Origin of the sequence: Escherichia sp. MOD1-EC4550 (assembly GCF_963876935.1) — a bacterium.
GTDB lineage: Bacteria > Pseudomonadota > Gammaproteobacteria > Enterobacterales > Enterobacteriaceae > Escherichia > Escherichia coli_F.
This window is the reverse complement of the sequence record NZ_CAWNSE010000004.1, coordinates 23,662-46,551: the sequence shown is the minus strand read 5'-3', so window position 1 is coordinate 46,551 and position 22,890 is coordinate 23,662. Positions and strand designations below refer to the sequence as shown.

The 22,890-nt window shown below is 51.0% G+C and carries 21 protein-coding genes and 1 pseudogene; 9 read left to right on the top strand and 13 right to left on the bottom strand.

Features of this window, described 5'->3' with window-relative positions:
- Positions 1–157: 157 nt before the first annotated feature.
- Both AACU19_RS03400 and umuC read left to right on the top strand, forming a co-directional pair.
- Positions 158–577 carry a translesion error-prone DNA polymerase V autoproteolytic subunit gene (locus AACU19_RS03400; RefSeq protein ID WP_000897378.1) on the top strand — a complete coding sequence of 140 codons (420 nt, stop codon included), beginning with the start codon at positions 158–160 and terminating at the stop codon, positions 575–577.
- Positions 577–1,845, top strand: a complete 1,269-nt coding sequence (umuC, locus tag AACU19_RS03395) for a DNA polymerase V catalytic protein (protein WP_000457603.1) — start codon at positions 577–579, stop codon at positions 1,843–1,845. Before AACU19_RS03400 ends, umuC begins: the two co-directional genes overlap by 1 nt.
- Positions 1,846–1,889: 44 nt before the next feature.
- On the opposite strand, the gene dsbB is transcribed toward umuC, so the two are convergent.
- A complete protein-coding gene (gene dsbB / locus AACU19_RS03390) occupies positions 1,890–2,420 on the bottom strand; it encodes a disulfide bond formation protein DsbB (RefSeq protein WP_000943444.1) in 531 nt (176 codons plus the stop codon).
- 145 nt (positions 2,421–2,565) lie between these two features.
- Positions 2,566–4,107 carry a Na(+)/H(+) antiporter NhaB gene (gene nhaB, locus AACU19_RS03385; RefSeq protein WP_000406370.1) on the bottom strand — a complete coding sequence of 514 codons (1,542 nt, stop codon included), beginning with the start codon at positions 4,105–4,107 and terminating at the stop codon, positions 2,566–2,568.
- A 222-nt stretch (positions 4,108–4,329) separates the two neighbouring features.
- Here nhaB and fadR point away from each other — a divergent pair, with 222 nt between their 5' ends.
- Positions 4,330–5,049, top strand: a complete 720-nt coding sequence (gene fadR, locus AACU19_RS03380) for a fatty acid metabolism transcriptional regulator FadR (RefSeq protein ID WP_000234823.1) — start codon at positions 4,330–4,332, stop codon at positions 5,047–5,049.
- Between the two features lie 51 nt (positions 5,050–5,100).
- On the opposite strand, the gene AACU19_RS03375 is transcribed toward fadR, so the two are convergent.
- Complete coding sequence (locus tag AACU19_RS03375; RefSeq protein ID WP_032183982.1) at positions 5,101–6,633, bottom strand: SpoVR family protein; 1,533 nt, start codon at positions 6,631–6,633, stop codon at positions 5,101–5,103.
- Positions 6,634–6,962: 329 nt separating this feature from the next.
- On the opposite strand from AACU19_RS03375, the gene dadA reads away from it, so the two are divergent.
- Both dadA and dadX read left to right on the top strand, forming a co-directional pair.
- Positions 6,963–8,261 carry a D-amino acid dehydrogenase gene (gene dadA, locus AACU19_RS03370; RefSeq protein WP_001266926.1) on the top strand — a complete coding sequence of 433 codons (1,299 nt, stop codon included), beginning with the start codon at positions 6,963–6,965 and terminating at the stop codon, positions 8,259–8,261.
- Between the two features lie 9 nt (positions 8,262–8,270).
- On the top strand, positions 8,271–9,341 hold the full coding sequence (gene dadX, locus AACU19_RS03365) for a catabolic alanine racemase DadX (protein ID WP_000197857.1): 1,071 nt from the start codon (positions 8,271–8,273) through the stop codon (positions 9,339–9,341).
- Between the two features lie 167 nt (positions 9,342–9,508).
- Here dadX and AACU19_RS03360 read toward each other — a convergent pair whose 3' ends face one another.
- Complete coding sequence (locus tag AACU19_RS03360; RefSeq protein ID WP_039021489.1) at positions 9,509–10,909, bottom strand: hypothetical protein; 1,401 nt, start codon at positions 10,907–10,909, stop codon at positions 9,509–9,511.
- Positions 10,910–11,322: 413 nt separating this feature from the next.
- Here AACU19_RS03360 and AACU19_RS03355 point away from each other — a divergent pair, with 413 nt between their 5' ends.
- Complete coding sequence (locus AACU19_RS03355; RefSeq protein ID WP_105278678.1) at positions 11,323–11,475, top strand: hypothetical protein; 153 nt, start codon at positions 11,323–11,325, stop codon at positions 11,473–11,475.
- A gap of 42 nt (positions 11,476–11,517) precedes the next feature.
- Entirely contained in the window at positions 11,518–11,706 is a 189-nt protein-coding gene (locus AACU19_RS23675; RefSeq protein WP_420106936.1) for a hypothetical protein, read from the top strand.
- Here the strand turns inward: AACU19_RS23675 and AACU19_RS03350 are convergent.
- Together AACU19_RS03350 and ldcA are read right to left on the bottom strand one after the other, a co-directional pair.
- A pseudogene (locus AACU19_RS03350) lies at positions 11,644–13,314 on the bottom strand (potassium/proton antiporter); the annotation flags it as partial. The gene AACU19_RS23675 and the pseudogene AACU19_RS03350 overlap by 63 nt on opposite strands.
- A gap of 94 nt (positions 13,315–13,408) precedes the next feature.
- Positions 13,409–14,323, bottom strand: a complete 915-nt coding sequence (ldcA, locus tag AACU19_RS03345; RefSeq protein ID WP_039021487.1) for a muramoyltetrapeptide carboxypeptidase — start codon at positions 14,321–14,323, stop codon at positions 13,409–13,411.
- Between the two features lie 99 nt (positions 14,324–14,422).
- Here ldcA and emtA point away from each other — a divergent pair, with 99 nt between their 5' ends.
- Positions 14,423–15,034 carry a membrane-bound lytic murein transglycosylase EmtA gene (gene emtA, locus AACU19_RS03340; RefSeq protein WP_001295616.1) on the top strand — a complete coding sequence of 204 codons (612 nt, stop codon included), beginning with the start codon at positions 14,423–14,425 and terminating at the stop codon, positions 15,032–15,034.
- A gap of 1 nt (position 15,035) precedes the next feature.
- On the opposite strand, the gene ycgR is transcribed toward emtA, so the two are convergent.
- Positions 15,036–15,770 (bottom strand): flagellar brake protein YcgR, encoded by a 735-nt coding sequence (ycgR, locus tag AACU19_RS03335; RefSeq protein WP_032183986.1) that lies wholly within the window; start codon positions 15,768–15,770, stop codon positions 15,036–15,038.
- A 200-nt stretch (positions 15,771–15,970) separates the two neighbouring features.
- On the opposite strand from ycgR, the gene AACU19_RS03330 reads away from it, so the two are divergent.
- Positions 15,971–16,225: a GlsB/YeaQ/YmgE family stress response membrane protein gene (locus tag AACU19_RS03330; protein WP_001353273.1), complete on the top strand. Its 255-nt coding sequence runs from the start codon at positions 15,971–15,973 to the stop codon at positions 16,223–16,225.
- A gap of 49 nt (positions 16,226–16,274) precedes the next feature.
- Here the strand turns inward: AACU19_RS03330 and AACU19_RS03325 are convergent, their stop codons facing one another.
- From AACU19_RS03325 to AACU19_RS03300, 6 genes are read right to left on the bottom strand one after another with little or no spacing between them, the layout of a single operon-like run.
- Positions 16,275–18,245, bottom strand: a complete 1,971-nt coding sequence (locus tag AACU19_RS03325; RefSeq protein ID WP_105278677.1) for a TonB-dependent receptor plug domain-containing protein — start codon at positions 18,243–18,245, stop codon at positions 16,275–16,277.
- 25 nt (positions 18,246–18,270) lie between these two features.
- A complete protein-coding gene (gene modD / locus AACU19_RS03320; RefSeq protein WP_105278676.1) occupies positions 18,271–19,125 on the bottom strand; it encodes a ModD protein in 855 nt (284 codons plus the stop codon).
- Positions 19,122–19,934, bottom strand: a complete 813-nt coding sequence (locus AACU19_RS03315; RefSeq protein WP_000904003.1) for a class I SAM-dependent methyltransferase — start codon at positions 19,932–19,934, stop codon at positions 19,122–19,124. Before AACU19_RS03315 ends, modD begins: the two co-directional genes overlap by 4 nt.
- Positions 19,935–19,943: 9 nt before the next feature.
- A complete protein-coding gene (locus AACU19_RS03310) occupies positions 19,944–20,702 on the bottom strand; it encodes an ABC transporter ATP-binding protein (protein WP_000173311.1) in 759 nt (252 codons plus the stop codon).
- Complete coding sequence (locus tag AACU19_RS03305) at positions 20,699–21,679, bottom strand: FecCD family ABC transporter permease (RefSeq protein ID WP_105278675.1); 981 nt, start codon at positions 21,677–21,679, stop codon at positions 20,699–20,701. Before AACU19_RS03305 ends, AACU19_RS03310 begins: the two co-directional genes overlap by 4 nt.
- Complete coding sequence (locus AACU19_RS03300; protein WP_039021484.1) at positions 21,679–22,701, bottom strand: iron ABC transporter substrate-binding protein; 1,023 nt, start codon at positions 22,699–22,701, stop codon at positions 21,679–21,681. The genes AACU19_RS03305 and AACU19_RS03300 overlap by 1 nt, the downstream gene beginning before the upstream one ends.
- Between the last annotated feature and the right edge of the window lie 189 nt (positions 22,702–22,890).

Below are 22,890 nucleotides of genomic sequence, written 5' to 3'. Positions count from 1 at the left end.
TGAATGCTGGCGCCAGAAGGCCGCGCGAGCACAGGATAAGAGAACGAAAAATCAGCAGCCTATGCTGCGACAAATATTGATAGCCTGAATCAGTATTGATCTGCTGGCAAGAACAGACTACTGTATATAAAAACAGTATAACTTCAGGCAGATTATTATGTTGTTTATCAAGCCTGCGGATCTCCGCGAAATTGTGACTTTTCCGCTATTTAGCGATCTTGTTCAGTGTGGCTTTCCTTCACCGGCCGCAGATTACGTTGAACAGCGCATCGATCTGAATCAACTGTTGATCCAGCATCCCAGCGCGACTTACTTCGTCAAAGCAAGTGGTGATTCTATGATTGACGGTGGGATTAGTGACGGTGATTTACTGATTGTCGATAGCGCTATTACCGCCAGCCATGGTGATATTGTCATCGCTGCTGTTGACGGCGAGTTTACGGTGAAAAAATTGCAACTACGCCCGACTGTGCAGCTTATTCCCATGAACAGTGCATATTCACCCATTACCATCAGTAGCGAAGATACGCTGGATGTCTTTGGTGTGGTGATCCACGTCGTTAAGGCGATGCGCTGATGTTTGCCCTCTGTGATGTAAACGCTTTTTATGCCAGCTGTGAGACGGTGTTTCGTCCTGATTTATGGGGTAAACCGGTGGTTGTGCTATCGAATAATGACGGTTGCGTTATCGCCCGAAACGCTGAGGCAAAGGCGCTGGGCGTTAAAATGGGCGATCCCTGGTTCAAACAAAAAGATCTGTTTCGCCGCTGTGGCGTGGTTTGCTTTAGCAGTAACTATGAGCTTTACGCCGATATGAGCAATCGGGTGATGTCGACGCTGGAAGAGCTATCGCCCCGCGTCGAGATTTACAGTATTGATGAGGCATTCTGCGATCTGACCGGTGTGCGTAATTGTCGCGATCTGACTGATTTTGGCAGAGAAATTCGCGCAAAGGTGCTACAACGTACCCATCTTACTGTTGGTGTGGGGATCGCCCAGACCAAAACGCTGGCTAAGCTTGCCAATCATGCGGCAAAAAAATGGCAGCGGCAGACGGGTGGGGTGGTGGATTTATCAAATCTGGAACGCCAGCGTAAATTAATGTCTGCTCTCCCCGTGGATGAAGTCTGGGGGATTGGACGGCGGATCAGCAAAAAACTGGACGCGATGGGGATCAAAACCGTTCTCGATTTGGCGGATACAGATATCCGGTTTATCCGTAAACATTTTAATGTCGTGCTCGAAAGAACGGTGCGTGAACTGCGCGGTGAACCCTGTTTGCAACTGGAAGAGTTTGCACCGACAAAGCAGGAAATTATCTGTTCCCGTTCGTTTGGTGAACGCATCACGGATTATACGTCGATGCGGCAGGCCATTTGTAGTTACGCTGCCCGGGCGGCGGAAAAACTTCGCAGTGAGCATCAATATTGTCGGTTTATTTCCACGTTTATTAAGACGTCACCATTTGCGCTCAATGAACCTTATTACGGCAATAGCGCGTCGGTAAAACTGCTGACGCCCACTCAGGACAGCAGGGATATCATTAACGCCGCTACGCGATCTCTGGATGCCATCTGGCAAGCGGGCCATCGCTACCAAAAAGCGGGCGTGATGCTGGGGGATTTCTTCAGTCAGGGAGTCGCGCAGCTCAATTTATTCGATGACAACGCACCGCGCCCCGGGAGTGAGCAATTGATGGCGGTAATGGATACGCTAAATGCTAAAGAGGGCAGAGGAACACTCTATTTTGCCGGGCAGGGGATCCAGCAACAATGGCAGATGAAGCGTGCCATGCTTTCACCACGTTATACAACACGAAGTACGGATTTACTGCGGGTCAAATGAACATAGCGGTAGCAAAAAGCGCTCCCGCAGGAGCGCCAAATGGATTAGCGACCGAACAGGTCACGTTTTTTCGCTTTAAACGGCTGGGAAATCACCACCAGCACCGCGACAATCAGGTAAGCGATAAAAATACCGAGCAGCCACTGCGGCATTTCCAGACCTAAAAATTCCCACTGACGCTCGGCGCAATCGCCAGAGGCGACAAACACTTGCGGCACCCATTTATCCAGCGGCAGCCAGTCAGGGAAACGAACCATAAAATCACAGGTCGCAAACGGCGAAGGATAGAGCTGAAGCATGGTGTGCTCGTAAGTTAACTGCACACCGCGGAACGCACTATACAACCAGATAATCATCGCTACATAACGCAGCGGAGTTTTCGGGGCGATCGCGCCAATCAGCGCAGCACCCAGAATGCCGAATAATGCGCAGCGTTCATAAATACAGAGCACGCAAGGTTTCAGTAACATCACATGCTGGAACCACAGCGCCGTCAGTTCCAGTGCCAGAGCGGTAAACGCCATCAACAGCCACGCGCCCCGACCTTGTGAACATTGATTCAAAAATCGCAACATAATCATTTCCCTGCAATATGCATAGAGTGCGCAGTTTAAACCAATTCATTCGCTGCGCCACCAGGAGGCAGCAAAAATAGGAGGTAATTGGACAATTATCGGGCGAAAAGGCAAACCGGGCATTTATATGCCCGGTAAGTTGTTATCAAAGCGTTGCTATCCAGCCCATTTGCATAAACCATTCGGTTACAGGGGCAAGCGTAAACTCAACACAGAGTAACCCGACAACCGTTAGTACGAGGGTGTAGGGAAGAGCCATCCATACCATGCGACCATAAGAGAGACGAATCAATGGCGCGAGTGCGGAGGTCAGCAGGAACAAGAACGCCGCCTGGCCATTCGGCGTCGCGACGGAGGGGAGGTTGGTCCCGGTGTTAATGGCGACGGCCAGAAGTTCATATTGCTTCAGTGTGATAACGCCACTCTCCATGGCTGCCTTTGCTTCGTTGATATAGATCGTTCCCACGAAGACATTATCCGAAATAGATGACAGCAGGCCGTTAAAAATATAGAACAACGACAGCTGGGCGTGCTCCGATGCCTGTAGGACAAAATGAATAATTGGTGAGAACAGTTGCTGATCAATAATTACCGCGACGACCGAGAAAAAGACAGTCAACAGTGCGGTGAATGGCAGAGATTCGGTGAAGGCTTTACCGATAGCATGTTCATCAGTGACACCAGTCAATGATGTCGCCAGAATAATGACCGACAAACCAATCAGGCCAACTTCCGCCAGATGCAACGCCAGCGCAGTCACCAGCCAGACGCCAATAATCGCCTGGACAATCAGACGAATTTTATCCTGACGGGTACGCTGGTGGCGACTTTGATCGTCAAACTGTTGCAGCACTTCGCGGACTTTCTCCGGCAGCGTTTCGCCGTAGCCAAACCAACGTAGCTTCTCCACCAGCAGGCAGGTCAACAGGCCACAAATCAGAACTGGAACGGTCACCGGCGACATGCGCAGGAAGAAATCGCCAAAATGCCAGCCAGCCGCTTTAGCGATGATCAAGTTCTGTGGTTCGCCCACCATGGTCATCACGCCGCCTAATGCGGTGCCGACACCTGCATGCATCATCAGGCTGCGCAGAAAGCCACGGAACTGTTCCAGAACCACTTTGTAATGCTTGTCGATATGACTATCGTCTTGCAGGTCGGTATCTTCGGTACGGGAAGAGGCAACGCGATGATAAATACCATAAAAACCGACTGCGACGCTGATCACCACCGCCACGACGGTTAAGGCATCGAGGAACGCGGAGAGGAACGCCGCCGCCATGCAAAAAGAGAGCGACAGCAGCATTTTGGAGCGAATGCTTAGCAGCAAACGGGTAAATATGAACAGCAACAGCTGTTTCATAAAATAGATACCCGCCACCATAAACATCAGTAACAGCAAGACTTCAAGATTTGCCGCCACCTCTTCACGAACATGTTCCGCGCTGGTCATGCCGATGAATACCGCTTCGATAGCCAACAGACCACCGGGGAGCAGCGGATAGCATTTGAGGGCCATCGCCAGAGTGAAAATAAATTCCGCCACCAGCAGCCAACCGGCAACAAAGGGGCTGATGATGAAAATTAACGGATTAAGAATTAAGAAAATAATGAGGGCGAGTTTGTACCAGTCGGGGGACTGGCCCAAAAAGTTGCGCCATAGGGCACGGCCCCAGGAGATCTCCATGATGGTTTCCCTTACCTTAGAAATAATCAATGATGTTTTTATCTTAGAACGCAAAGCTTAACGGTCAGGAGGGGATCGAGGCAAGTGTTGATGGTCTGGAGAAAAGAGATGTAGAAAATGAAGCCTTGATCCCTTTTTTCTTCTTTTTGTCTGCTATCAGCGTAGATAGCCCTCTGGTATGATGAGTCCAACTTTGTTTTGCTGTGTTATGGAAATCTCACTATGGTCATTAAGGCGCAAAGCCCGGCGGGTTTCGCGGAAGAGTACATTATTGAAAGTATCTGGAATAACCGCTTCCCTCCCGGGACTATTTTGCCCGCAGAACGTGAACTTTCAGAATTAATTGGCGTAACGCGTACTACGTTACGTGAAGTGTTACAGCGTCTGGCACGAGATGGCTGGTTGACCATTCAACATGGCAAGCCGACGAAGGTGAATAATTTCTGGGAAACTTCCGGTTTAAATATCCTTGAAACACTGGCGCGACTGGATCACGAAAGTGTGCCGCAGCTTATTGATAATTTGCTGTCGGTGCGTACCAATATTTCCACTATTTTTATTCGCACCGCGTTTCGTCAGCATCCCGATAAAGCGCAGGAAGTGCTGGCTACCGCTAATGAAGTGGCCGATCACGCCGATGCCTTTGCCGAGTTGGATTACAACATATTCCGCGGTCTGGCGTTTGCTTCCGGCAACCCGATTTACGGTCTGATCCTTAATGGGATGAAAGGGCTGTATACGCGCATTGGTCGTCACTATTTCGCCAATCCGGAAGCGCGCAGTCTGGCGCTGGGCTTCTACCACAAACTGTCGGCGTTGTGCAGTGAAGGCGCACACGATCAGGTATACGAAACAGTGCGTCGCTATGGACATGAGAGTGGTGAAATTTGGCACCGGATGCAGAAAAATCTGCCGGGTGATTTAGCCATTCAGGGCCGATAATCCCTTCCGTTTAAAAAGCAAACCCCTCAAACGAGGGGTTTTTTGTTGTTTTTACAGATTTCCCATTCTCGGCGGGCAACGTTCCAGCAACTCGACGCTGCCGTCTTCGTTTTGCTGTTCCAGCATCACATCAAATCCCCACAGGCGATGCACATGCTTCAGCACTTCTTTGCGCCCCCGATCCAGCGGTGCGCGATTATGTGGAATGTAACGCAGCGTCAGCGAACGGTCGCCGCGCAAATCCACGTTCCAGATCTGAATATTCGGCTCCAGATTACTTAAATTATATTGCGACGATAACCGGTTACGGATCTCCCGATAACCTTCTTCATTATGAATAGCGGAAATCTCCAGATAATTATGCCGATCGTCGTCCAGCACGGTGAAGAAGCGGAAATCACGCATCACTTTCGGTGACAGGAACTGACTGATAAAGCTCTCATCTTTGAAATCACGCATCGCAAAATGCAATGTGTCCAGCCAGTCAGAACCGGCGATATCCGGGAACCAGTATTTGTCTTCTTCCGTTGGCGACTGACAAATCCGTTTAATATCCTGGAACATGGCGAAACCAAGCGCATACGGGTTTATTCCGCTGTACCACGGGCTGTTATAGGGCGGCTGGAAAACCACATTGGTGTGGCTGTGCAAAAACTCCAGCATAAAACGTTCCGTCACTTTCCCTTCATCATACAGATGGTTAAGGATGGTGTAGTGCCAGAAGGTCGCCCAGCCTTCGTTCATTACCTGAGTCTGTTTTTGCGGATAAAAATACTGGCTCACCTTACGCACAATACGCAGAATTTCACGCTGCCATGATTCCAGCAGGGGTGCATTTTTCTCCATAAAATAGAGCAGGTTTTCTTGTGGCTCGGGCGGATAGCGGCGCGCTTCAGCAACTGTTTTCTCTTCCTCGCGCTTCGGCAGGGTACGCCAGAGCATATTGACCTGACTTTGCAGATACTCTTCGCGACTTTTCTGCCGGGCTTTTTCTTCTTGCAGCGAGATTTTTTGCGGGCGTTTGTACCGATCCACACCGTAGTTCATCAGCGCATGACAGGAGTCAAGAAGCCGCTCGACTTCATCTACGCCATAACGTTCTTCGCACTCGGTAATATATTTACGGGCAAAAATCAGATAATCGACAATCGAACTGGCGTCGGTCCAGCTACGGAATAAGTAATTGTTTTTGAAGAAAGAGTTATGCCCATAGCAGGCGTGGGCCATCACAAGTGCCTGCATGGTGATAGTGTTCTCTTCCATCAGGTAAGCGATACACGGGTTAGAGTTAATGACGATTTCATAGGCCAGTCCTTGCTGACCGTGCTTATACAGCCGTTCAGTCTCGATAAACTTTTTACCGAATGACCAGTGTGGATAGTTAATTGGCATGCCGACGCTGGAGTAGGCATCCATCATCTGTTCTGAGGTGATCACTTCAATCTGGTGCGGGTAGGTATCCAGCCGATAGAGTTTCGCTACCCGGTCTATCTCTGCCAGATAAACATCCAGCAGGTCAAACGTCCAGTCGGGTCCATCGCTCAAACGTGTGGTGTCCTTATTCATAGAATCGATCGTCGCCATACGCGCACCTCATTGTTGTCGGTGCTCTCTGTGTGGAACACCTCATTTCAAGCATAGAACACCTGTTAAAAACCGCGTCGCCGAAGAATTTTTTTCTTTGCGATTTCTTATTATCAGAGTGCCAGTAATTCGCTTCTGAGCGGAATTTTATGCTGGTTAAAAAGGGTGTTCAGCAGGAGATACTAAAGATGCCATATTGCTGCAGAGTCAGGGAGATGTGAGCCAGCTCACCATAAAAAAGCTGTATGTTGAATAATATTTTCAACTGAGTTATCAAGATGTAATTAGATTATTATTCTTTTACTGTATCTACCGTTATCGGAGTGGCTATGCGAGTTGTCATACTGGGAAGTGGTGTGGTAGGCGTTGCCAGCGCCTGGTACTTAAATCAGGCAGGACATGAGGTCACCGTCATTGATCGGGAGTCAGGAGCCGCCCTGGAAACCAGTGCTGCGAATGCCGGGCAAATTTCCCCCGGCTATGCTGCGCCGTGGGCAGCGCCAGGTGTACCTTTAAAAGCGATTAAATGGATGTTCCAGCGCCATGCACCGCTGGCGGTTCGTCTCGACGGTACGCAGTTCCAGTTGAAATGGATGTGGCAAATGTTACGTAACTGCGACACCAGCCACTACATGGAAAACAAAGGGCGGATGGTGCGTCTGGCGGAATACAGCCGTGATTGCCTGAAAGCATTGCGCGCCGAAACCAATATTCAGTATGAAGGGCGTCAGGGTGGGACGCTGCAACTGTTCCGTACCGAACAACAGTATGAAAATGCCACTCGCGATATCGCCGTGCTGGAGGATGCAGGCGTACCGTATCAACTGCTGGAATCCAGCCGCCTGGCGGAAGTGGAACCTGCGTTGGCGGAAGTGGCGCACAAACTGACGGGCGGCCTGCAGTTACCCAATGACGAAACCGGAGACTGCCAGCTGTTTACCCAGAATCTGGCGCGGATGGCAGAGCAGGCGGGGGTTAAATTCCGCTTTAATACGCCTGTTGACCAACTGCTTTGCGACGGCGAGCAGATCTATGGCGTGAAGTGTGGTGATGAAGTGATTAAGGCCGATGCGTATGTGATGGCGTTTGGTTCTTATTCGACGGCGATGCTTAAAGGCATTGTTGATATTCCGGTCTATCCGCTGAAAGGCTACTCGCTGACCATTCCGATTGCGCAAGAAGATGGCGCGCCGGTGTCCACCATTCTTGATGAAACCTATAAAATCGCCATTACTCGTTTCGATAACCGCATTCGTGTTGGTGGAATGGCGGAAATTGTTGGCTTTAACACCGAGCTGTTGCAGCCACGTCGTGAAACGCTGGAAATGGTGGTTCGCGATCTCTATCCACGCGGCGGTCATGTCGAGCAGGCCACATTCTGGACTGGTCTGCGCCCGATGACGCCAGACGGTACGCCGGTTGTGGGGCGTACACGCTTTAAAAATCTGTGGCTGAATACCGGTCACGGTACGCTCGGCTGGACGATGGCTTGCGGTTCCGGTCAGTTGTTAAGCGATCTGCTCTCTGGCCGTACGCCAGCGATCCCGTATGAGGATTTAAGCGTAGCACGCTACAGCCGTGGATTTACGCCATCACGCCCGGGCCATTTACATGGCGCGCACAGCTAAGGAAACGAGATGACCCGTCCGATACAGGCCAGCCTCGATCTGCAGGCATTAAAACAGAATCTTTCCATTGTCCGGCAGGCCGCGCCGCACGCGCGTGTCTGGTCGGTGGTAAAAGCGAATGCTTACGGGCACGGTATTGAGCGTATCTGGAGCGCGCTAGGGGCCACCGATGGCTTTGCATTACTTAATCTGGAAGAGGCAATAACGTTACGTGAGCGCGGCTGGAAAGGACCGATCCTGATGCTGGAGGGTTTTTTCCATGCACAGGATCTGGAGATTTATGACCAGTACCGCCTGACCACCTGCGTCCACAGCAACTGGCAGCTCAAAGCACTGCAAAATGCGCGGTTAAAAGCGCCGTTGGATATTTATCTTAAAGTGAACAGTGGGATGAATCGGTTGGGCTTCCAGCCCGATCGTGTGCTTACCGTCTGGCAGCAGCTGCGGGCGATGGCGAATGTTGGCGAAATGACTCTGATGTCGCATTTTGCCGAGGCGGAGCATCCTGAGGGGATTGCCGGCGCAATGGCGCGTATTGAGCAGGCGGCGGAAGGGCTGGAATGTCGGCGTTCATTGTCCAATTCGGCGGCGACTCTGTGGCATCCGGAAGCGCATTTTGACTGGGTTCGGCCTGGCATTATTTTGTATGGTGCTTCGCCGTCGGGTCAGTGGCGCGATATCGCCAATACCGGATTACGTCCGGTAATGACGCTAAGCAGTGAGATTATTGGTGTCCAGACGCTAAAAGCGGGTGAGCGTGTGGGCTATGGCGGTCGCTATACTGCGCGCGATGAGCAACGAATCGGCATTGTTGCCGCAGGATACGCCGACGGTTATCCGCGCCACGCGCCTACCGGTACACCTGTTTTAGTCGACGGCGTGCGTACCATGACGGTGGGGACAGTCTCGATGGATATGCTGGCGGTCGATTTAACGCCTTGCCCGCAGGCGGGTATTGGTACACCGGTTGAGCTGTGGGGCAAGGAGATCAAAATTGATGATGTTGCCGCCGCTGCCGGAACCGTGGGTTATGAGTTGATGTGCGCGCTGGCGTTACGGGTCCCGGTTGTGACGGTGTAACTTGTTGTAAGCCGGATTGGAGGCAGTGTCTTCTGGTTGCAAAAAAATCATCCATCCGGCTGGTCAGCAACTTTCGCTGTTAATGTGACAGAGCCATTTTCCATGATAGTGCCCATTAAAATGATGGACACTATTTCCCCGGAACCTGAGCTCACCGCACAGGCGTTCTACATAAAACGCTTACGCTTCATTGTTGACTCGAACTCGACTTCAGATAAATCACGCTTTACCCTTAATGCAGATTCGGGTTCATGTTCAGAATGTTGATTAACAGGCTGCGAGTCCTGTTGTCTTTCCAGACTCAACAGGCCCAACTGCTGATCCAGGAGCTCCAGGTCCTCCTGTACCTTCACGCGCTCCAGGAGTACCGGATCCTCCAGGTGCTCCAGAGCCATCAGGTCCTCCAGCTCCTCGAGTCCCTCCAGGTCAAACTGGCCTTCCTTGCGCAAAAAGTCTAAAAGGTCCGACAGGCCTTCCTGTTTTTTCAGGCCCTCAACGGCTTTGAGCAGCGTCGGCAAATTGTCTGTGTCCCAAGGGTTACTGTTACAGTCAAACAACTTCAGGCTACGGGGCTGCGGCACCGGTATCGTTTTAAACTGGTTGTGACCACAGTAGTATATTATTAGCTTGGGCGGCAGCCGTGGTGAAGAGAGCAAATCGTTACAAGAACAGTCAAATACTTTCAGGCGAGTCAGGCTCTCCAGCATCTCATCAGGTATGAAGCTAATACAGTTGTCAGCACAGCGCAGTGTATACAGGTACTGAGGCATCGACGGCGGTAAAAATTGCAAGAAGTTTTCAGAACAGTCAATCACTCTCAGGTTAGGCGACAGCTCAGGTAGCCAGATAATATAGTTTTCACAGCACTTCAGTATCATCAGTTTCGGGGGCTGCACCTTTGGTAACAAGATCAAAACGTTATCCATACACTCAAGCACCCTCAGTTCCTTCGGCAACATCTTCGGTAACGCGGACAACACGTTATTATTGCAGTAAAATTTCATCAAAAGTGGAGGCAAATTTTCAGGGAGTGAGGTCAATCCAAGGTCGCTAAGATTGAGCATAATTTGTCTATTTATGAGACATTCCTTCATTCTGCGCAATGCCTCTGCCCGGTTTTCAGTTCGGATTGCTGGCAGGTTTTCTTCCAGGATATTTTTCAGGATTTCTTTCACGTCTTCTTGTGATATTTCTGGCACTTTTTTTTGCAGGATTTCTTGCTGGGTTTCTTTCAGAGTTTCGTGCAGGTTTTCTTGCAGACCATCTTGCTGTATAGCCCATGTGCACCATTCGGCGACCAACCTGAACTCGTTATATTGCGGATCCGGAGGGGCCTCCAACGTGATGGTAATATTGTTTTCCATCTGTATTTTCACTTTGTCCGCGTTACTGAGGTCAATGATCCTCTGGGGGGCATCACCCCAGCGAAATTTTTGCGGGCCGAGATACTGCATGTTCCGCAAAAGATGATTCTTGAATTCCACCGTCAGTAAGCGCCGCCCTGACGGGTGTACGCCTGTGTTATAGGAAGATGGGGCGAATAGGCGTATGTCTTTAATGCTGGCCATAATGCTACGTATCCTTGAAATAAATATCCTCTGGCAGCGCCGGAGACGTGAATGTGGTCACCGCAAAGGTGCCACAAAACGTCATTTGCGCTGATATAACGACTCATCGTTGACTTTTTCCCTGGTCAGAAATGCCGTGTCGGGTCTGGTACATGCGTAACAGACCTGAATCAGTTTTATTACGGCCCAGGCAGCTCTGACGTATTAGTGAAAATACGAAAGCGAACGACCCGGAAATAATCGTTATTAAGCAAAGTAATAACTATAAGAAATCGCTCATGCATCCGGTGCTACAGGCGGATGAAACGCCACTGCAGATACAGGGCAGCCTGAAACGCGTATTCTGTGGGCTACGTCAGCGCGGCAGGTTGCGTGGGGGAATATGTTCGGGCGATGTCAGGCAGGGGCCCCTGATGGTTGACGGGTATACCGGTAATGCGGGGCTGGTTATTCTTCACCTGTTGCAGTCAGAAGAAGCCCTTACGCTGACTTTCTTGAGCCGGTGTTTTGAATTTATTAGCCAGAGCCTGCAATGGTTTGTCATCCATAATTTAACCTTCTTCTGATGTTGGTATGAGCATATCAAAATCAGGAAATGACAAGTTTATATGCAGGCTCAGGCTGCGTTGTGCAAAGCATCGCATCCGGGGATAGATGCTGCATTAAATTTAAGATTCAGCTTCCTCTTCAGCCACCCGTACGCCAATCTTCAACACTTCATTATCTTCTTTCTCGGCCACCGTCCAGATCATCCCGGCAAACTCTACCTGGTCACCGACAACCGGTGCCGCGCCTAACAACTGCTGGACAATTTCACCCAGCGTTTGCTGCTTATCGCGATATTCTCGCCCATCTTCCAGGCCATATATCAGCGCCACATCAGCATATTTGGCACTGGCTTCGAGAATGAAGTCACCAAAGAAGCGTTGATCCAACGCGACCGGCGGCGACTGGCTAAACAGTTTACCGAGTGCCGGGAGATCGCGTTCCCGACCAATTACACACAACACATCACCTTCGCGTAGTCGGGTGCTGCCGGTGGGATGAAGCAATTGATTATCACGAAACAGTGCCGCAATACGTGTCTCTTTTGGCATATGCAGATCGCGCAGTGCCGCACCTACACACCATTTATCGGCACTCAACTGATAAACAAACTGCTCCCACGGATTTTCCGGGTGAATATCCAGGCCAACGCGCGACACCGGACGTCCCACTGGTGGAACGACCACTTTAGCTTTTTTCGCCGCCCATGAGAGTGATGTTCCCTGCAAGAGCAGTGAAACCAGAACCACAAAGAAGGCGACATTAAAGAACAGTCGCGCATTCTCCAGCCCCGCCATCATCGGGAACACGGCCAGGATGATTGGCACTGCGCCGCGTAATCCCACCCAACTGATAAACACGCGCTCACGTAGATTAAAACCGCGGAACGGTAGCAATCCGGCAAATACCGAAAGGGGACGGGCGAAGAATATCATCCATGCGGACAAAATGAGCGCCGGAATGGCAATAGGCAGTAGATCGCTTGGGTTAACCAACAGCCCCAGCACCAGGAACATGGCGATTTGTGCCAGCCAGGCAAGGCCGTCGAAATTTTGCAGAATGCCGTAGCGGTTGCGAATTGGCCGATTACCCAGCAGAAAACCGCACAGATAAACAGCCAGAATACCGCTGCCTTCCAGCGCCGTGGTTAAAGCAAAAATTAAAATACCGCCACTTAATGCCAGCAATGGATATAAACCGGCGGGCAGGGCGATGCGATTAATCATTTGCAGCAGTAAATAACCACCGCCAAGACCGATGACAATCCCGAGGCCAAATTGCTGCAGAATATCGACCACGAACATCCAGCTGACACTGCTTTCATGCTGCTGGATCATCGCAATCAGGGTAATCGTCAGAAAGACCGCCATTGGATCATTACTGCCGGATTCAATTTCCAGCGTCGAGCCAACGCGTTCGTTAAGCCCCTTACCACCCAGCAGAGAAAATACCGCCGCAGCATCGGTGGAGCCGACGATAGCGCCGATTAATAAGCCTTCAATCAAATCAAGATTAAACAGCCACGCCGCCATCATGCCGGTTAAACCGGAGGTGATAAGTACGCCCAGCGTCGCCAGTGACAGCGCCGGTCCTAGCGCTACGCGAAAGGAGCTGGCCTGAGTGCGCATCCCGCCGTCGAGCAAAATAATCGCCAGCGCCAGGTTACTTACCATGTAGGCGAAGGGGTAATTATCAAACGGGATACCGCCGACGCCATCGACTCCCGCCAGCATGCCGATCGCCAGGAAAATAACCAGAATAGGAATGCCAAGACGGGAAGAAAATGAACTAAGTAAAATACTGCTGGTGACAAGGATGGATCCTAAGATGAAAAGGCTAATTATTGTTGTGGCATCCAACGGTCGGTTACTCCTGATTACGCTGTCTCTTATATAAACCCTACCATATTAGCGGCAGAGACAGCGTTTTACTTAGCCCTGAAGCGTGATTTTTTTACATTTTAAGAACAGGATGACCGCTAATCGTCAACTGAGTGCCTTCCTGGGTGTTATTAAGTATGGCATGTGCGCCCAATGGCAGCGTAACCGTGCGTTGTTCATGACCAAAATCGAGGCCGGTGATAAGTGGAATCGACAGGCGGGAACGCAAAAACGCGTACACAGACTCCAGGTTGTAACCTGCGTCATAATCATTGGGCGTGCTGCCGCTAAAGCTACCGAGAATAATCGCCTTCTGACGTGGCAAAATTCCAGCATGATAGAGCTGCAACAGCATACGTTCGACGCGGAAAGGATGCTCATTAATATCTTCCAGCACCAGAATACCGTTTTCGATTTGCGGCATCCACGGTGTACCAATCAGTGAAATCAGCATCGCGAGATTGCCTCCCCATAACGTGCCTTCGGTCTGACATGTCGGGCCTTCCCCTTGCCACTCAATGGTGAAGGTTTCATTGCGTAACGCCAGCCAGAAATGGTGCTCGGTAAAGGCGTTTAGTTCATCCGCGCCAAAGTTTGCTACCAGCATGGGGCCGCTAAAAGTGATGACATTGCCTTGCGCCAGAAGACCGCACTGAATGGCGGTAAAATCGCTATGTCCGCAAATGAGCAACGGGTCATGTTGTTGGCGAGCCACCAGTGCCTGCCAGTCAATATCCGCCAGTAAACGACTGGCACCGTAACCGCCACGTACTGCCAGCACGATGGTGTTGGGGGTAGTCAGTTTGGTAAGGGAATTGATATCTTCCAGACGCTCCGTTTCCGTACCCGCAAAGCGCTCACAACGACGGGCAATAACCTCGATATTATTGACCTGATGACCCGCGTCGGTAAGGCGCTGGATACCACGCAGCGCATCGTGTTGTTTTATGCAGTAACCCGATGGGGCAATTAAGTGAAACAGAGACATGGCAATTCCTTGCTGACAACAGAAACGAAATGTATATCATGCCGCTTAGGTGTGCCGTTGTCACCTCAACGGCGATTCCAGGCTATAAGGATAGAAGAAGTGAAATTAAGATGGTTTGCCTTTTTGATTGTGTTATTAGCGGGTTGTTCATCAAAGCATGACTACACGAACCCGCCGTGGAACGCGAAAGTTCCGGTGCAACGTGCGATGCAGTGGATGCCCATAAGCCAGAAAGCCGGTGCAGCCTGGGGCGTCGATCCACAATTGATCACGGCGATTATCGCTATCGAATCGGGTGGAAATCCGAACGCGGTGAGTAAATCGAATGCCATTGGTTTGATGCAGTTAAAAGCTTCAACCTCCGGACGTGATGTTTATCGCCGTATGGGCTGGAGCGGTGAGCCGACGACCAGCGAGCTGAAAAATCCAGAACGTAATATTTCAATGGGCGCGGCTTACCTGAATATTCTGGAAACCGGCCCGCTGGCAGGCATTGAAGATCCGAAGGTACTGCAATATGCGCTGGTGGTGTCATACGCTAACGGGGCAGGTGCGTTGTTACGGACTTTCTCGTCAGATCGGAAAAAGGCGATCAGCAAAATCAACGATCTGGATGCTGACGAGTTCCTCGACCATGTAGCACGAAATCATCCTGCGCCGCAGGCACCGCGCTATATCTACAAACTTGAGCAGGCACTGGACGCGATGTAAATCAGTCGCGCACTTTGGCCGCTTTCTCCCGGGCTTCCCGCTCGAGAGAGAAAATAATCCGCTGTAATTGCCGCTCCACCGTCGGGCTGACGTTAAGAAAACGGAAGCTCAGACGGGGAGTGGTGATGGTTTCATTCTTGCCATCAATCACTTTGCGCTCGCTGATTGAGATTAACTGGGCGTCAAAGTGAAAAACACCCCATTGCCCCATGTTGACTTCAATCTGAGCGAAGCGCATGCCTTCGTGCAATCCGGCAGGCTTTGCTGTTTCCAGTAATGCGCCCATGCCACCTAACGACAAATCATACAGGCGGAAACGTAACGTACTGTTATCTGCCAGTTTGGTCTGGCAAAAATAAGGCGGATGGAGCGGGGCGGAGATGCGGAAATATCGGCGTCGTTGTACAAACCACAAGGTGGGAGGCGGTACGGTAATAAATGCCGGAAGCTGCAAGTATTCACTCTGCTGTAGTTGTTCAACAGTAAATTCGACTTTCGCGCCCTGGGTTTCGGCGGTAATGGTAATGTGCTGCGCCTTTAACACAGCGTTGTTATCTTCGGCCTGGCTGCCGAAATCCAGCACCAGTTTATCCGGGGTTATTGCCAGTATTTTGCTGATCAGCTGCCCGCCATTCCAACTGATACGCAAAGGAATTGCGGCTTTGTGCAAATCGCGTAACACGCCCAGGACGGCTAACGGATTTTGTTTCAGGAACTGCTCATGGTAATGACTCACGCGGAAAAACTCCTGACTGACAAACTGTCTTTGGTTTATCGGTCACAGTTAACAAAACTTAATACAAATGCGTGAATATTTTTTACATGTTGTTCTTAAATCAGCCGACAAACGCCCAGCATCGATCCCGCCCTTGCCTATACTTAGAGCGTTGATGTAAGCATTTCTTGCGTCCGATTCATCGAAACGAGGGCCTGAACATGGGAATTATTGCCTGGATTATTTTTGGCCTGATAGCCGGCATTATCGCCAAGCTAATCATGCCGGGGCGTGATGGTGGTGGATTTTTCCTGACCTGTATTCTCGGGATAATCGGTGCGGTGGTCGGCGGCTGGCTGGCGACCATGTTTGGCATTGGCGGCTCCATCAGTGGTTTTAATCTGCACAGCTTCCTGGTGGCGGTGGTGGGCGCTATCCTGGTGCTGGGCGTATTCCGCCTCCTGCGAAGAGAATAAGATTTTCATAAGGCGGATAGCGATACAGATGCCGCTATCCGCTTTCACATCAGAACGTATACTCGATACCAGCCCAGAAATTGCGACCTTCTTCAATAAACCCTTCACTGTAGGCATATTTGGTATCAAACAGGTTATTGACCGACGCATTAACGCTGAAGCCATGACCTAAGGTGTAATCGGCTCGAATGTGGGTCACCGCAAAACCGGCGGCTTTTTGTGAACCGTCACTGTTGCTGTAGCTGGAGGAACGCGCCTCTTCCGACAGCGTTACGCTTAACGGCTCCCACGGTTTGAGAGTCATCCATGCGGTCATTGTCTGCGTTGGCAGATCGGTTATCTTGCCGATGTCTTTACGTTTGGCGTCAGCGTGGATCAGGGCGTAGCTCAATCCTACATCCAGTATATTGCTGATTTTCCCCTTAATACCGGCATCCAGACCGCTGTAATCCACCGTGCCGCTGTTCTGATTTTGAATGGTATCGGCATCGATATTGTGCGAGAGGATGGCATCACTCACCCGGTTATAGTAAACGCTGACCTCAAATCCCCAGTCGTGCGTGAAGGCACCATTCCAGGTTAAATCCACCCCGCGCGCGCGTTCCGGCTTGAGCTGCGGGTTAACAATCGCTATCTGGTTATACGCAGGTTTGGACGTGGTATAGCGTTCTTTCAGCGTCGGAAAGCGTGTGCGGTCATAGTACGAAAGCGCCAGCGTGTCTTCATTGGCAAAGTGGTATTTCCCCATCACCTGCCAGTTAAAAGCTGACTGATTGTTGTCGTCATAATGGGTGATACTGCCATCTTTCTCATGTTTTTTCGCTTCTACGCTATCGCGCCAGTCATAGCTGATTCCAGCCACGACATCGACATTATCGGCAGCAGCCCATTGATATTCACTGGCGAGCGACCAGGTACGATCTTCATAGCGATCGTAAGCGGCGTGCGGCGCACCTTTTTCCCGGTGTACGTCATCTTTCCAGTTAACGGCAAACGACAGCAGATCGTTTTCACGCACCTCGGCTGCCAGTTGTAACCCGGCACCGTCGCTGTAATCGGAATAATGGCTGTAGCTGCCTTTTTTATTTTTCAAATCAGCCAGCGAGTTGTACATCATTAGCGTATTTTCAAAGGTGTCGCGATACAGCCGACTTTTCAGGGTAAAACGATCGTTTAGTTGGGTCGTTCCCTGATAATAAAAACTTTCTTTGTCATACTCTGGCCACTGCCAGTAGCGTGATTTCTGACCACTATTTCCACTGTATGGCGGGTTATCTTTTTCACCATCCTGCTTAATGTAAGTCAATGTGTATTCATCGTTTTCGCGTGGTGTAAAACCGAGCTTCACAATGCCGCGTTTATCATCAGCCGATGAATTAATCATCTTGCCGTGTTTGCCTGCAATATCATTATTTACACCATGCGGCAGGCCGAGAAAATCCTGCTTTAGCTGGCTACCGCTGACTTGCAAATACCCCAGATCGCTGCTGGCGGCAAATGAAGCATGCATATCGTAGGCATTGTCCTGGCTACGGCTCCATCCCTGGCGATATCCCAGACTTGCTTCCAGAGGTTTTGTTGGCTTCTGGGTGGTGATATTAATGGCTCCGCCCATCTGATTAGGCCCCTGAAGCAGCGACGAATACCCTTTGGAAACTTCAACTGCCCCCAAATTGTTGGTCAGAATCCGCGCCAGATCGAGGTTGCCGTCATAGGGAACATAAATGGGCACACCGTCGAAATAGACCGGCACCTGACGACTATCAAAGCCACGAACTTTGACCTGTTCTTCGTTGCGGCTACCTGACTTTTGCAGTACCACGCCGGGGACGACACTTAATGCCTGAGCGACATTCTGTTTATCCAGGGCCTTCATGGTGGGTTGATCGAGAACGGTGGTCGTCGTTGATGATACCGGACTGGACCATACGGTCAGCGTGTCGCTCTCCTGAGCTGCTACGGCCTGCTGGGTAAAGGCAAGTGATAATACTGTGCAGAGATAACGTTTTTTGAGTCTCATAGAATAAATTCCGTTTAACAAAGAATTAAATAGAGGCTGCGGGTTGCAGACTGACTTTAATGTCAGCAGGTGCCGCGTAGTAAGGCGCGGAGGTAATAAAAAGGCGAATGCCGCAGTCGAGGTAATTTTTGAGTGTTGTCAGATTAATTCCGCCGGTCAGAGCCAGCGTGCAGTGAGGAGCCAGCGACGGTGCTATTTGCGCAATTTCAGTTGCCTGTTGCGGATTAAATTTGTCGAGCTGAAGTACGTCTGGTTGCGCGCGTAACGCGGCGATTGCCTCTTTCGGCGTGTCGGCTTCAACAACTATTTTCTTCTCGGGTGCGTGGCGACGTAACTGATTGATTGCGCCTGACCAGTCCTGATTGTCATGAAGAAAATGGCGGTGGTTGGCAAACAATAATATGGTTTCCGCACATCCGGCACGATGAATCAGTCCTCCGGCAGCCAGAATTGCCTGCGAGGCCAGTAAGCGGGTACCCGGAATCGCTTTTCGGGTGCAGGCGATATTGCCATCAGGGTAACGTTCACGAAGTAACGCCAGCATTTGAGCGAGATAATCAGAAACACCGCAACTCCACTCCAGCACATTCTGGACTGCCTTCCATCCCTGATGAAGTGCTGCGGCATTACCTTGCGCACGGATTAGCCGCTGACCCGCGTTCGCTTGTGAACCGTCGCTGACCGCGTCATCAATAGTTAATCCCAGCGTAGTTAACATCTTACACGCGACAGAAATTCCGCTGACGCAGCCGCCCTGACGGTGAAAAAACTCTATATAGCCATGCTGGTGTCCAATATTTAATGCTCGCGTGGTCAGGTCACCGCCCTGGATATCTTCCAGAAGTAACGCATCGATTTGTGCCTGAGAAAGGAAAATCATCGCAGTGCCTCTTGCGGTACGCTATCCCACCAGATGAGCGCCCAGTCGCGGCTGGCAGGGGCGAGGGCACGAGCATCTTGTTGTTGATACCAGCGATATAACCGCTCACGCTCATCGTCGTTAAGCGCGCCCAGACTCCAGCTGACGTTCTGCTCAAAACGTTCCCAGGTGCTGTTATCCTGTTGGCAATTTTGTCCACGGATAAAATCAACGTGAGCATAAATTCCCATCTGATACAGGACATTGAGCGCAAAGATATAGTTGGGTAATTCGATCACTTCACGACCAGCCGCCCGCTGAATGGCTGGAGAGACGAACGAGGTGCTGACCAGATGAGTCGTATAGACGCGAAGCCGTGCCTGATTATTCAGTTTGCTCATTGCCTGGCGCATATCAGCCACCAGAGTGGAGCGGGAAGCCACGGCAATATCGCAGCGTGGCAGGTCACTCCAGTCCTCTTCCCAGGCGCGCTGGATCCAGTGGACATTGTCTGCCTTTAGCGCGGCGGCGCGACGGGCGGCAACCTTCAGCATCCCCTGACTGTAATCAACGCCATAAATCGTCGTGAGTTTGTCAGCCAGCGCCAGCGATACGGTACCCGGTCCGCAGCCCATATCGAATAAGGTCTGCGCGCCTTGCAGATCAATTTTAGCGGTCAGTTGTTGCAGGTAGCTGTCCGTAGGCGAGGCGCAATTTTCCGCCATTTTTTCCGCCCGTTGATCCCAGTGATCCGGCGTTTTTTCTGTGCGGTGGGCCAGCTTGAGTTGCTGCAGGTAAAGGTCCGCAAAATCAATATCATCAATGAGCATGATTGTTCCTTAGTGGCTAATTGCAGAGAGGTGATGATGAATCTGGTCGGCAGAAACCCGATACAGGGCAGCCAGTTTGTTCGTTGTTAACTGTTCGGTCGGTAAGCCTTGTGTTACTCGTCCATCTGGCTCTACCTGGATAATGCTGTCGGCAATGGCGTTGGCATGGAGCGGATGATGAGTCGACATTAGCATTGTCATGCCGTTATTTTTGAGCTGCGCCAGCGTGTCCAGTAGTTGGATCTGATGACCGAAATCGAGGCTGGAGGCAGGCTCATCCAGTAATAACAAGCGCGGTTGCTGGACGAGTGCACGGGCGATTAAAGCCAGCTGACGTTCACCGCCGCTAAGTGTATTCCAGCGTCGTGTCGCCAGATGCAAAATGCCCAGCTTTTCCAGTTGCTCCGTTGCTTTCAGGCGTTCTTGCTTACCGGGAACGGAAAAAGCGCCTATGGTGGGGGCCAGGCCCATCAACACCATATCCAGCACACTAAAAGCAAAAATGCCGTCGTGCGCCTGCGGCACCCAGGCAATGGCCTGCGCGCGCTGGCGATGGCTGAGTGTCTGCACAGGGAGGCTATCCAGTAAGATCTCGCCTTTTAATAACGGTATAACGCCAAGAATGGAGCGCATGAGTGTGGTTTTGCCGCAACCATTGGCTCCTAACAGACAACAAATTGTTCCTTGCGACAGGGTGAAGGACACGTCGCGTAGCACCGGATGGCGGGAGTAACCCAGAGACGCATGACGGACGGCAAGCAAAGTCACTGGCGACCTCCGCGTAACAACAAAAACAGGAAAAACGGTGCACCAACAAAAGCGGTCAGAATGCCAAGTGGGATTTCTGTTGTTCCAATGCTGCGTGCCAGCGTATCGGTAAGCAGGAGCAGAATCGCGCCAGTACACATTGCCATGGGCAACAGCTGCTGATGGTTATGACCGGTCAACAAGCGGGCAATGTGCGGAACGACCAGGCCGACCCAACCAATTATGCCCGCTATTGCTACCGTGCTGGCGGTGATTAGTGTGGCGCAGACAATTAATCCAAAGCGCAGACGTGTCACGTTCAGTCCCAGCGAATGGGCTTCGTCGTCGGAAAGCGTGAGTAAATTCATGCGCCAGCGGAGAAAAAACAGGGGCAAGGAGCCTATGAGAATGATCGGTGCAGCATAGCAGAGATCGCGTAAGGTCACGGTGGACAGCCCCCCCAGCAACCAGAAGGTAATTGACGGTAACTGGGTGTAAGGATCGGCCAGCGTTTTTATTAGCGATATCCCCGCTCCGCACAACGTTCCTAACGCAATGCCTACCAGCACCAGGGTTAAGATCGGATCGTGGCGGGTCACCCGACGCGTAATCAACCAGACGCCCGCGACCAGCATCAGCCCGCCGCAAAATGCGTACAGCTGGATGTAAACAATGGATAATCCCCACAGGATTGCCGCGCAGGCACCAAGTCCGGCACCGGCGGAGACGCCTAAAATATCCGGTGACACTAAGGGATTACGGAACATTCCCTGATAGGTGGTTCCGGCCCCTGCCAGCGCCGCGCCCAGAAACAGCGCAGCAAGAATACGCGGCACGCGGATTTGCCAGAAGACAATTTGTTCCTGCACAGGAACATTTTCTTGACGCAGAATGAGCGCCAGCAGTTGCTGTATATCGAGATGATAAGCCCCACTTACGGCGGCAAAAGTGATACTGATAGCTGCCAGCAGCAAAATACATCCGTTTACGGTTCTCATTAGCTCGCCACCAATTTTTGATAGTCGGCGTCACTTAATGGGCAATGCCAGAACAGTTGGGCGTAATGCTGCATGTCACTTTTAAACTGGCGATTGATGGCGGGATCCAGCCAGGCGTGAAGTCTGCGTAATCCCAGAAGACGGTTGATTCCCGGCGGGGCATCCAGCCAGCCAAAGGGCAGGCCACTTAAAAATAAGATGCGTTGTTCCGCAACCGCTTTCACGCCCTGCCAGAGAGGATCACGACGAATAAAATCTGCAGTAACGGCCTCCTGAACCAGAATAATATCCGGCTGCCAGCGCAGGAGATTTTCCATGGAAACCTGTGTCAGACCGTGGCGATCGGCTATTTGCGCGACGTTGTGCAAACCTAATAATTCCGCCGCCTCGGTATGCAACGAACCCTGTAAGCCCGTTTCCAGCCCTCGAGGACCGCGCGCAGCATAAAAGCTGAGGTTAGCGGCGGGTGAGGTGGCGAATGCCTTAGCTTCACCAACGAAGCGGCTGGCGAGATTGGCTTGTTCTGCGGCGCGGTGCTCTTCGCCTAACGTTTTGCCAAGCGTTGTTAACTGTTCTGCTGATTGTTCCAGTTTCCCGTTAAGCAATAACCAGGGTATTTGTGTCTGTTCGCTAACCTGCCGTGCCTGGGAGATCCAGGTTTCATCCGTATTGCCGCAATCAACGACCAAATCGGGATGTAATGCCATAAGCCCTTCCAGCGAGAGTGTGCTGGCGCGCCCGGCGAGTCGTCCCAGCCTGGGGAACTGGCGAATGTGCTCTGGCAATGGAATTAATGCCTGACGGGCAAAATCAAAAGAGGAAAAACCGACCATTTTTTCTGGCGCGACAGCCAGCAATAGTAAATCGGCGGGCGCGCCTGCGCTGACGATGCGTGTAATGTTTTGGGCTTCGGGAAGCGTCAGTGAGGCCCAGAATTTGACTGATTGTGCAAAGGACGGCAGATGATGCAGGAACAATGTCGACGCAAGAATCTGTGTAAACCTCCGTCTGGTTAGTGACATAAGTAATATCCTGATAATTAAAACCGTTATATACTTACATATATAGCGAAAAAGATCATGTTTGATGTCAAAATTTGTCTAAAGAGACAGAATGATTTGCTTGTTTCTTAAATAACACTTTGTTCCACAAGAAAATTGTCAGGGAGAATGGGGAGTGGGGGAAAATATAAATAGAGGTGTAATGATTAA